A 12,093-nucleotide genomic window follows, 5' to 3' on the forward strand; every position below is an offset into this window, starting at 1 on the left:
TCGAGGACTTCCCCACCGAAGAAGATATGGACGACGGTGAAACGGAGACGACGCTAGACGACGACGCGGAGCCGTTCTCGTTTGTGATCGACGATATCGAGGAGTGTGGGGCGACCTGCCGGGACGTCACCTCGACGCTCACGAATACCCAAAACGAAACCGCGACAGACGTCACCGTCTACATCCGTATCTTCGCCGGCGAGGACAATACCGCTACGGACGACATCGTCTGGGAAGGAACTGAAGAAGCTGGCACCTTGGCGCCTGCGGAGGAGCATACGACGACCGAGCGTGTCGAACTGTCGCTGCAAGACGCTCGAAAGATCGATCGTGAAGACGGATGGATCACCATCCAGACGACCGTCGAATCGGATGAGACGACCGTCACCTACCAGGACAGCGAACAGGTGGCCTAATCCCGATGACTGTGCTCACTCACATCCCGCTGCCCTTTGAGCAATCCCCTATCACCGGGACAATAATGGTACTATCATGACCACTGACGCCCCCACCGCCATCGATCGTCGAACGTATCTCGCGTCCCTTGCCGGGATCGGAACTGCGGCGCTTGCAGGATGCACGTTTCTCGAATCCGGCCAGGACGGCTCGACGACGAGGCTTGAGGATGCGGAGGCGCGGGCCCTTGCAGAGCGGTTCGCACCGTCGTTTTACTTCGATACATACGAAAAGTGGTTTCCGACCGATCCACGTCACTACGAGATCGAAGCCGACGGCGAATCTGTCGTGGGCGGGTTCGAGGCGTTCAACGGCTATCACGAGCGCTTCGACGATCCGGATTCGCCGCCGGATCCCACCGTCTTCTACCACGCTGTCGAGTACGACGACTCGCCACTGGCGGTCGTGCAGTTCTGGCAGTACTCGGCGTTCGACCAGTTCAGCACGAACTTCCACTGGCACGACTGGGAAGTGCTCCACGTCTTCGTCGACACCGACTCCAACGAACCCCAACTCCACGTCGCGAGTTCTCACTCCCGGCGGGTTCCCAACAACGAGTTTCTCGACCCCGACCCCGATCGCATCCCGGCCATTCTCGTCGAGTTGGGCTCGCACTCGAATACGCTCTCGATCAACGAGCAGCGCGAGCGGTTTCAGCGACTCCCACGCGGCGGCGTGCTGGCCGACATCACCAACGGGGCGTTCGATGGGCTCGAGGCCCTCGCAGACATGCCGATCGCGTACGGCCTCCCCCGTGACGAGGGGGGACCCCTGCCGTTTGCACTCCCGGAGCTCGACGGCGTGCCGATCTACGAACACGACCGGCTTCCGTCGGTCGATCGAACCGACCTCCTCGAGGAGTCGCTCGTTATCCGGTCCTACGAAGCACTCGCGTCACCCCCGTCGGACCTTCCACTGCGGGAGACTGGAATGGTGTTCGATCACGTCGACCGGAATGCACCGGACGCGGACGTCGAATACGACCTCGCGCCGGCCAGGGAACTCGAACACATCGAGGAATTCACTGGGCCACAGTTGAGCTTCGAGTTCGCCGTCCCCCAGTTCCTCGAAGACGCGGTTTCCGGACACATCACGTCGGTCGGGGTTCCGTGGCACAGTCCGCGATACGACAACCCGGCGGCGGATATTTCCGACCCGGATCACCGGGGCGCACTGGCCGAACGGTACGAGGCAATCGGAGAACCGTCTCCGGTCAACACAGTCGTCGCATCGGTAACCGAGGCGATCACCACCGACGACGCGCCCGAAGACGAGGGACTCACGACGGAGGACTCCACGGTCGAAAGCGTCGTACTCCTGGAAAGCGAACCCGAGGTCGTCCCGACGTTCGCCGGCGGGGTAACGGTGTTCCGGGGCGTTCCCGACGGCGATCATCGACTAACCGTCAATGGTGCCGGTGTCGCGCCACACAGCGAAGAAGTGTCCCCTCGAGAGGACGAAGAGATTACAGCGGCTGGCGTCAACGGTGAGGTCCCGCTGGTCGCCAACGAACACGCGATCAAACTCGAGGTGGATCCGACCGACGCCGACAGCGAACTCACCGATCTCGCGATCGAGGACGATTTCGCCGGCCGCCTCTACGATGCCCCACTCTCGGAACCAGACGCTGTCTACGTCCATCGGGGCGGCGCCTATACGACCGAGATCAGAGACAGCGACGACGAGATCGGCGCGATCCGGGTCAATCCCGGGAGGGAATCAGAGCGGGTTCGGGTCGAGGACCCACGGACGGGGAAAGCGTCGCTTGCGACGTTTCTCGCGACGATCGCCGAGGAGACGGCGGCGTCTGTCGCGTCCGTCGCAACCGACGAGACGACCGACGATCAGCAGGAGCGGAATACGATATCCGGACTCCAGCAGGCGTTGGCTGCTGTCGCCGACTCCGCACAGCGGGCAGCCGACCAGGCCGAGGCTGGCAACCGTGAGAACGCGGATGCGGCGCTCGATGAGGTTTCCACCCGGCTCGATCGAGTTGCAGAGAGGTTGACAGACGCACGGCAACCGCTCCCCGACGAAATCGCTCGGGCGGTCGAGCGGCGACTCGAACAAGCCCGCAGGCGCACGGAACAGGCGAAGAGATCCGAGAAGCTTTGACATCCTCCCGTATGATTGATAGACATTTGATATGAGTATGCAGGAGGACGTCTATCACCTAATGATCCTCACGGGGAACCACATCGGTCAAAACAGGTAACGAAGGGTATCTGAACTTTTATCGTTCGATCACGAACGTCCGGTTTACGCTACTTGAGCTACCTCGGGGGTGACATACTGGTTTTCCCACTCCCGGCGGGCGTTGAGTTCCCGCTCCCCGCGCTGGGTAATTACGTACAGGTTCGTCCGTTTGTCTTTCTGTCCCTTCTCGACGAGTCCCTTCTCGACGAGGGTGTCGAGGTTGGGGTACAGGTGGCCCTGGTTTATTTCGCTATCGTAGTAGTCCTCTATTTCATCTTTGATCGAGAGGCCGTGTGGTTCTTTTAGCCCCGCTATCGCGATCAGCAAGTCGCGCTGGAATCCAGTCAAGTCGTGCATACACAATGTTAACGATAGCCACAATATAGTTAGTATCCCTTGACTTACCATGTTATTTAAGTGAAGGGTGGAAGTCGACGCAGGCTGATGTCGAGATCACCCCAGCCCCGTTCGCGGAGGGCAGCGCCGCCATTCGCTTCCGGAGACCGGGACCTCCGCCGGGAGGATAGTAACCGGTCCGACCGGCAGACCAGTCTCAGCGGAACGGAACGCCGGTCGCGAGCATCGCGACGGAAAGTGCCGACAGGACTGCGATCGCCGAGGCAATATAAAAGAGGCGCAGGTTCGCGTCCACCGACTCCTGCAGCCGTCCGCCGTCGAGGTCACTATGAAGTTTCCCGGCTCCGGCCTCGATCACGCCAGCCAGCGCGAGCCACAATACGACTTTCCCGATTACCAGCCACCCGTCAGTCGTGTACAGCAACCGGTCGACAGTGTACAGATTTACACCCATCAAAATCCCCGACAGCAACAAGAGCAGAGCGCTCACGCGCGTCACCATGGTCAACTTGTCGAGAAGAGTCTCCAGAGAATCCCGACCCAGCGTCCCCTCGCGAGCCGACGGGAGCACTGCGTAGGTGAAATAGAGGACAGTTCCAACCCAGAGCATCGCGAACAGGTTGTGCAAGAACACCATCGCGGTGGCGAGAATTGACATACTGCTACTGATTCATCGACACTCATCAATGTTGTCACATCTGACCGTAATGCGTCCACGGTTCGACGTGCGACAGCCACACGCACGAGACTGCAGCCGGGAAAACCCCGGTATGAAGGAAGTAAAAGGGGCTAGAGATCCCACCATCAGGTATGCCCGAAACCACCCTGGCAGAACTGCTTGAACGCAACGCCCGCCACGTCGACTCGCTTCCGGAGGGATACTTCTCGACGGTCGAATCCGAACAGGAACCCGCCGCAGTCTCCGTCTGTTGTTCCGATTCCCGCGTGTCCCAAGAAGGCATGTGGGACGTCACCGAACCCGGATTCCTGTTTACCCCGAGTACGATCGGCAACCAGGTGTGGGACCGACACGACGAAAATCTCGTCGTCGACGGCAGCGTCCTGTACCCGGTGAAACACACGGACACCGGCGTGATTCTGGTCGTCGGACACACCGGCTGCGGTGCGGTGACTGCGGCCCTGGATGCGGTTCGACGGCGTCTAGGAGACGGACGGGACCTCACAAACGGAAGCCACGAACGGGCAAACGAGGGCGAAGACGCCGACGAAGCACCCGGGATAACCAAGTGGGTCGACCTCCTGGCTCCAGTCATCAAGGACGGGCTTTCCGACGACCGAATCGATCCAGATAGGGAGGTAAGCCTCGTCGATCAACTCGTCGAGTACAACGTCGACAGGCAGATACAGTTCCTGCTCCAAAGTGACGACGTTCCCGACGACGAAACGGTGTACGGATTCGTCTACGATTTTCAGGGAGTGTACGGCGACGACCGTGGACGGGCGTACCTGGTCAACGCCGACGGGGAGACGGAACTAGACACGCTTCGGGCGCTGGCCCCTGATGCGTTCGCCGACCAGGTTGCGCGCCTTCTTTGACGACGGGACCGCTCCTCACGCCGGATCGATCCGGACGATCACGTCGTCGGTTTCCCGCGGGAATTCGTCGTCTACTTCCGGCCTGATCGGTCCGGTGGTGTTCGACGTGAGCAGATACACCGATCCGTCGGGACCGGGGGCGGCGTGTCGGATCCGGCCGTACTCGTTTTCGTACAGTTCGTGACGCACGGCCAGCCGACGGTCGTCGAGCCACTCGTCGTCGTGAACCTCGGCGGCGTCTTCGGGTGGGCGTTGCTCTCCATCGAGGAACCGAAACAGATGCAACCGGTGTGAGATCAACCCCCCGAGCATGAACGTCCCCTCCCACTCCGGAATGGCGTCGGCGTCGTACACCGATCCGCCTGAGGGCGCCCAGGTGTTCTCGAGCCCGGAGGAGGCGACCGGCTTCGCGAAATCGTGCTCCAGGTACGATTCGTACTCGTCGTCTGCGGGACCGTTCCGTGCGACGTTCCAGCCGTAATCTTCCCCCTCCTGCAGCAGGTGGAGTTCGTCCCGCTGTGCCGGACCGTGTTCGGCGACGACCGGCGTCCCGTCCGGAAGCCAGTCGATTCCCTGTGGATTCCGGTGGCCGTGGGTGACCGTCCGGGGATCCCCGCCGTCGATATCCGCGCCGGCCGGCTCCCCATCGGGCGTAATCCGCAACACGGCGCCGCCCAGCGACGCCGGATCGCGGGCGAGTTCCTGCTGGCCACCGGTGCCGGCCAGGATCCAGAGTCGATCCTCCGGCCCGAAGGCGATCCGTCCCCCGTTGTGGATGTGTCTCCCCGGGATGTCGTCGACGAGGATCTCGATCTCCGGGGCGTCGTCCGTAGCGTCGTACCGGACTACCCGATTGGTGTGATCCTCGGCCTCCCCCGGCTCGCCCACGGTATAATAGACGTACACGTACGGCTCGTCGGGGTAGTCTGGATGCAGATCGATTCCCTGTGCGCCGGCCTCCCAGCTGCTGACGAACCCCGGGAGGTCGACCGGTTCGACCGGGAGCTCCTCGGGTTCTGCGGGGCCGCCCTCCGCAAGAACCTCCACTGGACCGCGCCGGATCCGTCCGACGCGTTCGGTGAAGAACACCTCGCCAGTCCCCGAGAAGACGATATCCCACGGGAGTTCGAGGTTTTGCATCGTCACCGTCTCGGTCACGTCGGCCCCGAGCGCCGAGATCGCTTCGGGGAGGTCCTCGTCGACGCCGTCGTCCCCGTTCGGTCCGACCGCCTCGTCCGCACCGTCCAGCGCTTCCGTACAGCCGGCGACGGTCGGGAGGAGCGCTGTTCCCGCAGCAACGGCCAGATACCGCCTTCGGTTCATGGTTTGACGAGGAGTAGTGACGGAGCCCCATCACGTTTGGGGCTCGATCGGCTTCCCGTCCCCGGACGGCGGCTCGGGAACAGACGACCGAACCTGTCGATCCGCCGACAGCGTTAATCGTATTCAGTCCCTTGTCAACCCATGACAATCGCCCGCCACGAGAGGGGATTACGGGCGGACGTGCGGGCGCTGCTCTCGCAAGTCCACCCCGTTTTTATGCTGCCGCCGCTTGCCGCCTCGTGGTTCGGCGCCGTCGTGGCCGGCGAGTTCTCGGTCGGGATCGGCGCCGTGCACATGGCGGCGATGTTTTTCGCAGTGTACACCGCTCACGTGAAGGACGGCTACGTCGACTACTACCGTCGCGGCGAGGACGACGACCACCCGATGACGGTTCGCGGATGTCGAGTCGCGCTCGTCGGAGCGACTGTCGGCTTCGTGATCTGTACCGCAGTGCTCGGGATCGTCGTCGGGGTCGGTGCAGCGCTCGTCACGCTCCCGGTCTGGTTCATCGGCTACCTGCACGCCCCGCAACTCGACACCAATCCCATCACGGCGACGCTCGGCTATCCGGTCGGGATCGCGCTTGCGATCCTGGGCGGATTTTACGTTCAGACGACCGCAGTGACCCCGACAGCCCTGGGATTCGCGCTGGTGTTCCTGGTGACGCTTGCGGGAGTGAAAGTCATCGACGACGAGCAGGACTACGCGTACGATCGGTCGATCGAGAAGCGAACGGTTGCGGTGCTGTTGAATCCGGTTCGGGCACGGAGTCTGGCGCTTGGTCTCCTGTTTCTGGGACTGGTTGGCGTTCTCTGGGGAACAGTTGGCGGCCTGTTCCCCCCGTCAGCTCCGGCGGGGGCACTCGCGTTCGGGTCAGTCGTACTCGTCGCCCGGCGGGCCCAGCCCACACTGGCGACGATGCTGCTGGTCCGGGGGGCGTACGTCTTCCTCGCGGTGTTGATCGTGTCGGTGTGGTTTCGACCGCTTTCGGGAACCCCGCTCCCCGACATCACGGTGCTGGGCCCCTACACGTATCTCGCCACGGAGGTGCTCTTCGGGGCGATCGCGTTCGGACTGCTGTACTACGCCGACGCATTCCGCAGCGCGGCCCGAACGATCGCGGCCCTGTACCCGATCGCGTATCTCTGGGACTGGTATACACTCGAGGTCGGCGTCTTCGAGATCACGATGCGAACCGGCTACGACCTGTTCGGAATTCCGATCGAGGAGCACCTGTTCATGATCGTCGTCCCGGCGCTCGTGGTGGGTTTCCACGAGACGATCGAGAAGGTTTCTGCGGTGCCGGACGACGGTTCGCCGCGGAAAGACGTCGGGGAGTGATCGGTCCGTTCGCCTCGAGTTTCCGTAAACGCAGTCAGCATGGCGTCCTTCGCTCCGCCGAATGACGCGATCGGTGATTGCCCGAGGATCCCGATCGTCATCACCCCGAGGTACGTGACGCTCATGCGGATGAGAATTCCGATCGCGATCACGGCCACCAGGGCCCCGAGCTGGACGACGCCCCCGAGTCCCTCGGTGCCGATCGAGGCGGCCATCAACGCGAAGACGTGGCTGACGCCGTACTCCATCACGCCCCAGACGATTTTGAAAAGCGCCTGTGTTGCGGCACCGACGAACTCGAAGAACCCATCGATCGCGTCCTCGACCGAGTCCTCGGTCGCCGCCTCGCGGACCATCGATAGCGCCAACCCGAAGAGGACCACAACGAAGATCGTCGCGAGGATGTCGCCTTCGGCCATCGCCGCGATCGGGTTCCGCGGAACGATGCCAAACATCACCTCCCCGACAGTCGGCGGCGTGGCCTCCCGGGCCTCCCCGCCCGTGAACTCGACTGCGCGTCCCGGATCGAACAGGTTTGCGACCGCGAGACCGATGACGGCGGCGACCGTGGTCGTCACGACGTACAGGCCGACGGTGAGTCCACCGACCTTTCCGAGCTTCGAAGGAGTCAGTTTGCCGACGGGGAATCAAGCGCTGTCGCTATCGGTGAGACTCACCGGCGTCCGTGACGTGATCCCGGAAGACGAACCGGCGTAACGTATTTCGGCCAGTCGGGAGAACTGTCGCTTGCACCTTCGGAAGGTGCGTGTCCATGACCGAACTGGCGCTCTCGAGCCCGGCGTTCGACGACGGCGAACGGATCCCGGAACAGTACGGATACACCGAAACGAACGTCAACCCGCCGCTCTCGATCGACAACGTCCCCGACGACGCAGCGTCGCTGGCGCTCGTCGTGGACGATCCCGACGCGGTCGAGCCGGCCGGAAAAGTGTGGGACCACTGGGTCGTCTGGAACGTTCCCCCCGAAACGACGACAATCCCCGAGGACTGGAACCCGACCGAGGCAGATGAGGGAACGAACGACTACGGCGAAGTCGGATACGGCGGCCCGAACCCGCCGGATCGGGAACACACCTACCGGTTCGAGCTGTATGCCCTCGACGCAACCCTCGATCTCCCGGCGAAGACGGACGCGGAGGGCCTCCGATCGGCGATGGAAGGGCACGTTCTGGATCGGGCGCTTCTCGAGGGGACGTATCCGGCCTGACTGACCCGCCTGTGCGAGGCACCCGAGCCTCGCACGACGACTTTCGGATCAGTCGACCGACTCCCGGTGACGCGATACTGGACGTCCGGGCGGGTCTTCCGGCGACCTCGTCGCCAGCCCCCACTTATAAGCCTCCGGTGAAGGTACTACTGAAACGCATAATAATAAACAAAATCATGCGTGATACTATTAAAACAACCCACGTCGGAAGTCTCCCCAGACCGGCCGGACTGCGAGAACTGCTTTCCGGATCGGACACACCCGACCCCGTAGACCTGGATGCCGCCGTGACGGACGCTGTGAGGGCGGTCGTTCGCCGGCAGGCCGAAGTCGGGATCGACATCGCGAACGACGGCGAACAGGGTCGAATGGCGTATTCGGTCGGCGTGACGGACCGACTGACCGGCTACGGTGACCGGTACGCAGACCGGGAGCTACCGGCCGACCTCGCGGAGTATCCCGACTTCGCCGAGGAACTGTTCGGGGACATCGAGAACATCGGCGGTCCGGTCGCAACCGGACCGATCGAGTACGTCGGCGGGGAGGAACTCCGACACGAACTCAGTCGATTCGACGAGGCAGTCGGCGCCGAGGACGCCACCTTCTCGGGTCAGTTCCACACCGCCCCGTCGCCGGGGGCGGTGCTCAGGTTCACCGAATCCGAGTACCACGACTCGATCGAGTCGTACCTCTTCGACCTCGCCGACGCGCTCGCGACCGAGTACGAACTGATCGTCGAATCGGGTCGGACGTTGCAAATCGACGCTCCCGAGCTGCTGGCCGCCTTTACGATCACCTACAGGGACGCCGGTCTCGAGGAGTTCCGCGAGGCCATCCGGACGTACGTGGAGGCCATAAACCGGGCGCTGTCTGACGTCGATGCGGACGAGATCCGCCTCCACGCCTGTTGGGGGAACTATCCCGGACCACACCACCACGACGTCGACCTCGTGGACGTGATCTCCGAGTTCTACGAGGCCGACGTGGGCGGGCTGATTGTCGAGGGTGCGAACCCGCGACACCAGCACGCCTTCGAGGCGTTCGTGGAGCATCCCCTGCCGGACGGCTGGACACTGGTTCCGGGGGTGATCGACGTCAAGACGAACGTCGTCGAACATCCCGAGGTGGTGGCCAACCGCCTGGAACGCTTCGCCGACGCGGTCGACGATCTCTCCCGGCTCATGGCCGCCCCCGACTGCGGGTTCGAGACGGTGCTCGGCGCGGACTTCGTCCACCCCGAAATCGCCTGGAAGAAGCTCGAGTCGCTCGTCGAAGGGGCGGAAATCGCCTCCCGGCGGCTGTGAGACTCTCTTTTTTGAGGTTCGTTCTCACGCGTCGGGTTTCGGACGGATACCGTCGACGACGACGGGGTCACCAACCCTCAACCGCGATCCACGGCCAGCCGGCGGGACGTCGGTGTTTACCATCACCCTGAAGAGGTGGTCGAACCGGTTGGCGTCGGTCCATTCGGGACGCGTCTCCCGCCGCTTTTCGACGAACGTTTCGCGAAATCCCGGCAGTTCCTCGCCGGTGTACGGGTCCCGTGACGGAACCACGCACCGCTGGCAGGGGTTCACCCCGTGAAGGGGAGTCTCGCCGATCCGGAACCGAACGACCTTCCCGTGATCCGCGACCAGACGGTCCTCCCAGAACGGCGGGACCCCGCCCACCTCGAGGTTGGCCCGGAATCGCAACCGGGTCTCGTGGACGTCGAACTCGAACCATTCGGCAATCTCGCGAATCGTCCCCGTCGAGATCACAGTCGGCCCCGGCCTCCCGGTGTCGTCTGGAAACCCGCCCGGGTCCCGACGACACAACCGAACCTCGAATCCGAAGTAGTCGGCTAGCCAGTCGGCGGCGTCCTTCCGTCCCGACTCGCGGTCGAGGGCGAACTCCACGCCGGTTGCCTCGTTGGCTCCCTCCTCGTGGAGTCTGGCGGTTCGTCGGTCCGGGTCGAACGACGCCCGCAGGCGGTGGACAGCAGCAGTTCGTTTGCCGTTGACGAATTCGCCGTCGGTGTCGACGATCGCAAACTCTCGGTCGCCCGTCACCGCTCCCGGGCCGTCGTCGAGCCGGGCGGACTCCACGAAGACGGGATCCAGTGACTTGATCGGAAACTGTGCGATCCGAGTGAGGTGGGGACTCACGGTTTCCCGGTTCGATCCGATCGTCTCGTCGGCAACTGTGGAGTGCTCCGATCGATCGGGCATACGTCACTCTCGAGCGCCGTGGAGTTATACTCGCGGCCATGGGTCGACCGCCGCCCCCCTTGCAGGTCACCACTCGGTGAGTGCGTCCGTGCCGTGGCCGTACACCAGCACGAGCAGGAACGTCGCCGCGCCGGTGAGCGCGAACGCGCCGCCGACGTAGAACACCGCCCCCATGCTCACCTCGTACATGAGCCAGCCACCCAGAAGCGGCGCGATCACGCTTCCGGGGCGCCACACGAGTTCGCGGATGCCGAAGCTCGAGGCGACGCCGCCCTCCTCGGTGCCCTCGTCTGCGAACAGCGCCATACTCGCCGGCTCCCGGAAGCTATCGGCGACCCCGAGCAATCCGGAAAGCACCAGGAGCGGAAGGAACGCCGGCGACACGTCACCCACAAGGTCGACGCGTCCGGGGACCGCCGCCTCGGAGACAACCGGGATCCACCCCGGAAACGTGATTCCGGCTACCGCACTGGGGACCGATAGCGTCAGCTGGGAGGGGAAGCCGATCGCAGCCCCGATCCCCGGCGCGAACGGAACGAACAGGGCGACCACGCCGTAGGCCGCGCCGCCGAAGAAGACGAACAGCGCCCGGCCGTAGCCGTCCGAGAGCCGACCAGTGAACGGTTGACACACCATGTTGGTTGCCTTCTCTGCGACGACGGTGAGCGCGACCGCGAAGCCGCCGTACGCCAGCCCGCCCTGGGCGGCTGCAACCCCTGCGAAGATCGGAATCCAGGTGCGCACCAGCGTCACCGCGAAGGCGTACTGGAACCGGAACGTGGAGAGGGTGAGAATGCGGCGGTTGAGTGCCAGATCCGCAAACGGGAACCCCTCGATCCGCGTTTCGTCCGCGTCCAGAAACGCGAACGTCCCGACCCACGCAACCGTGATCAACGCCACGATAACGAGAAATATCGGCCCGAAACCGAACAGCTCGTAGAGGGTGCCGGCGCTGATGCTGCCCAGGATCGACGCGGCGAAGTTGGCGGCGTTCGCCTTCCCGATCGCGTTCGCTCGCGTGCCGACGTCGGCGAGTTGCCCCACAAGCGACAGCGTCATCAATCCGCCGCCGGTGACGGCGATCCCCTGTAGCGCCCGGATCGCGATGAACGATGCGCTCGAATCGACCTGCGGAAACAGCGCGTAGGTGATGGCGCCAAGTCCCAGGATCCCGAGCAACACCGTGCGTTTGTCGAACCGGTCGCCTGCCCACGCCAGCGGCACGACCGCGGCAGTCTGGGCCAGGGTGAACCCGGTGGTGTAGAGGCCGACGATGAGTCCGGCACCGATCGTCACGCCCAGGATCGTCGTGTCCGAGGGGTCGAGGACGTTGATGTAGTACGGCAACAGTGTGATCAGCGTAATGAACCCGAACCCTTCGGCGAACCGCGCGAGATAGAGCATCCAGAACTGCAGCCGGTCGTG

11 protein-coding genes and 1 pseudogene are annotated in these 12,093 nt (G+C 63.6%); 6 read left to right on the forward strand and 6 right to left on the reverse strand.

Annotated features, from left to right (window positions below):
• The first annotated feature begins 26 nt into the window (after window positions 1-26).
• Both AArcSl_RS03700 and AArcSl_RS03705 read left to right on the forward strand, forming a co-directional pair.
• A complete protein-coding gene (locus tag AArcSl_RS03700) occupies window positions 27-416 on the forward strand; it encodes a hypothetical protein (protein WP_245883351.1) in 390 nt (129 codons plus the stop codon).
• 76 nt (window positions 417-492) lie between these two features.
• A complete protein-coding gene (locus AArcSl_RS03705) occupies window positions 493-2,571 on the forward strand; it encodes a hypothetical protein (RefSeq protein WP_119815202.1) in 2,079 nt (692 codons plus the stop codon).
• Window positions 2,572-2,715: 144 nt separating this feature from the next.
• Here the strand turns inward: AArcSl_RS03705 and AArcSl_RS03710 are convergent, their stop codons facing one another.
• Window positions 2,716-3,009 (reverse strand): PadR family transcriptional regulator, encoded by a 294-nt coding sequence (locus tag AArcSl_RS03710; RefSeq protein WP_119815205.1) that lies wholly within the window; start codon window positions 3,007-3,009, stop codon window positions 2,716-2,718.
• Between the two features lie 196 nt (window positions 3,010-3,205).
• The gene (locus AArcSl_RS03715; protein WP_119815208.1) at window positions 3,206-3,667 is read right to left on the reverse strand and encodes a copper resistance protein CopD; all 462 of its coding nucleotides are present in this window, start codon (window positions 3,665-3,667) and stop codon (window positions 3,206-3,208) included.
• Window positions 3,668-3,819: 152 nt separating this feature from the next.
• Here AArcSl_RS03715 and AArcSl_RS03720 point away from each other — a divergent pair, with 152 nt between their 5' ends.
• Window positions 3,820-4,566 carry a carbonic anhydrase gene (locus tag AArcSl_RS03720; RefSeq protein WP_119815211.1) on the forward strand — a complete coding sequence of 249 codons (747 nt, stop codon included), beginning with the start codon at window positions 3,820-3,822 and terminating at the stop codon, window positions 4,564-4,566.
• 15 nt (window positions 4,567-4,581) lie between these two features.
• On the opposite strand, the gene AArcSl_RS03725 is transcribed toward AArcSl_RS03720, so the two are convergent.
• Window positions 4,582-5,889 (reverse strand): PQQ-dependent sugar dehydrogenase, encoded by a 1,308-nt coding sequence (locus tag AArcSl_RS03725; protein ID WP_119815214.1) that lies wholly within the window; start codon window positions 5,887-5,889, stop codon window positions 4,582-4,584.
• A gap of 141 nt (window positions 5,890-6,030) precedes the next feature.
• Between AArcSl_RS03725 and AArcSl_RS03730 the strand changes: the two genes are divergently transcribed.
• Window positions 6,031-7,230 (forward strand): UbiA family prenyltransferase, encoded by a 1,200-nt coding sequence (locus tag AArcSl_RS03730; protein ID WP_119815217.1) that lies wholly within the window; start codon window positions 6,031-6,033, stop codon window positions 7,228-7,230.
• 23 nt (window positions 7,231-7,253) lie between these two features.
• Here the strand turns inward: AArcSl_RS03730 and AArcSl_RS17320 are convergent.
• Window positions 7,254-7,865 (reverse strand): annotated as a pseudogene (locus AArcSl_RS17320) (dicarboxylate/amino acid:cation symporter); the annotation flags it as partial.
• Between the two features lie 137 nt (window positions 7,866-8,002).
• On the opposite strand from AArcSl_RS17320, the gene AArcSl_RS03740 reads away from it, so the two are divergent.
• Together AArcSl_RS03740 and AArcSl_RS03745 are read left to right on the forward strand one after the other, a co-directional pair.
• Window positions 8,003-8,458 carry a YbhB/YbcL family Raf kinase inhibitor-like protein gene (locus tag AArcSl_RS03740; RefSeq protein ID WP_119815220.1) on the forward strand — a complete coding sequence of 152 codons (456 nt, stop codon included), beginning with the start codon at window positions 8,003-8,005 and terminating at the stop codon, window positions 8,456-8,458.
• A 176-nt stretch (window positions 8,459-8,634) separates the two neighbouring features.
• Window positions 8,635-9,762, forward strand: a complete 1,128-nt coding sequence (locus AArcSl_RS03745) for a methionine synthase (RefSeq protein WP_119815222.1) — start codon at window positions 8,635-8,637, stop codon at window positions 9,760-9,762.
• Window positions 9,763-9,786: 24 nt separating this feature from the next.
• Here the strand turns inward: AArcSl_RS03745 and AArcSl_RS03750 are convergent, their stop codons facing one another.
• Entirely contained in the window at window positions 9,787-10,668 is an 882-nt protein-coding gene (locus tag AArcSl_RS03750) for an MOSC domain-containing protein (protein WP_119815225.1), read from the reverse strand.
• A 66-nt stretch (window positions 10,669-10,734) separates the two neighbouring features.
• Window positions 10,735-12,072: an MFS transporter gene (locus AArcSl_RS03755; RefSeq protein WP_119821710.1), complete on the reverse strand. Its 1,338-nt coding sequence runs from the start codon at window positions 12,070-12,072 to the stop codon at window positions 10,735-10,737.
• Window positions 12,073-12,093 lie beyond the last annotated feature (21 nt).

Origin of the sequence: Halalkaliarchaeum desulfuricum (assembly GCF_002952775.1) — an archaeon.
GTDB lineage: Archaea > Halobacteriota > Halobacteria > Halobacteriales > Haloferacaceae > Halalkaliarchaeum > Halalkaliarchaeum desulfuricum.